Raw genomic sequence first — 1,490 nt, 5'->3', positions numbered from 1 at the left:
CCGCCGCATCGAGCACCGCCGGCAACAACCGGGACGCCCCTCGACCGGCAGGGTGGTGCGCGGTGAGGACGAGTGGCTGGTGTTCATCCCCGACGCGCTGCCCGCCTACATCACCATCGAGCAGTACCGGGCCAACCTGGCCCGGCTCGCGGCCAACGCCGCCCGGGCCGAGACCCCCGGCACGGTCCGCAGCGGTCCGGCCCTGCTGGCCGGGCTGGTGCGGTGCGGCCGCTGCGGCAAGCGCATGACCGTGCGCTACCACCAGCACGCGGGCAGCACCCGCCCCGACTACGTGTGCGCCCGGCAGATGACCGACTACGGATCCGGGGAGCGCTGCCAGGCACTGAACGGGGCCTGCGTGGACGCCTTCGTCACCGCGCAGGTCCTCGCCGCGCTCGCCCCGGCCGCGCTTGAAGTCTCCTTACGCGCGGCCCAGCAAGTCCTGGCCGAACGGGCCGAGCTGGACAAAATCTGGTCCCAGCGGCTGGAACGCGCCGCGATCAACGCCGACCGGGCCCGGCGCTGTTACCGCCTTGCCGAGCCCGAGAACCGCCTGGTCGTACGGCAGTTGGAAAAGGACTGGGAGCAGGCCCTTGCCGCCCAGCAGACCCTGCAGGAAGAGTACGACCGCTTCACCCAGACCCGCCCGCGCACCCTCACCGCCGCCGAGCAGCGAGCCATCACCGCGCTCGCCGGCGACATCGAAGGCCTGTGGAGTGCTGAGACGACCACCGACGCCGACCGCAAAGAGATCATCCGCGCGCTCGTGGAGCAGGTCACCGTCACCGTGCTGGGCACCAGCGAACGCGTCACCGTCACCATCACCTGGGCCGGCGGGAGGACCACCACGGGCGAGACCACCCGCCCCGTCGCCCTCCTCCAACAGCTCAGCTACTACCCGCAGATCAAGGAGCGCATCCGCGAGCTGGCCGGTCAGGGACACCGCGCCGAGGCGATCGCCCAGCGCCTGCACGCGGAGGGCTTCCGCCCAGCCCGCGGACGCGGGAACCGGATCAGCGCCAGCGCGGTCAAGGCGATCCTGCGCGAACTCGGCACCCTGCCACCACCCGCCCGTCCCCGGTCGGCCTCACCACCCGGCGAAGAACCCGGCCGCGATGAGTGGTGGCTCGAAGACCTCGCCACCGAACTCGACATGCCTGCAGTCACCCTCTACTCGTGGATCTACCGCAGCTGGGTGAACGCTCGCAAGGAGTCCCGGCGCCCCTACCGCTGGATCCTCCACGCCGGACCCACCCAACTCGCCGAACTCCGCGAGCGACGCACCCGCCCGCCCGGCTGGTACACCCGACTCCGCTGGACCGACACCGAGCCAACGATCCCGACCCAAGACGAAGATCAAACAGCCAGTTCCCATTTATGAGTGCACTGTGGTTGACACATCTCGATCTGCCAGCGCATGCCGGCGATCCGCACCAGGTCGGCCACCACGGTCTCCCATGGGCAGTAGGCGAGGAAGTAGGCGATTTCGC

The 1,490-nt window shown here is 70.3% G+C and carries 1 protein-coding gene; it reads left to right on the top strand.

Annotated elements, in window-relative coordinates:
- On the top strand, window positions 1–1,381 hold a 1,381-nt coding region (locus tag VXC91_RS45465), incomplete at its 5' end, for a zinc ribbon domain-containing protein (RefSeq protein WP_329513189.1).
- Window positions 1,382–1,490 lie beyond the last annotated feature (109 nt).

This window comes from Streptomyces chiangmaiensis, from assembly GCF_036281785.1.
Classification (GTDB): domain Bacteria; phylum Actinomycetota; class Actinomycetes; order Streptomycetales; family Streptomycetaceae; genus Streptomyces; species Streptomyces chiangmaiensis.
This window is presented reverse-complemented; position numbering and strand designations above follow the sequence as displayed.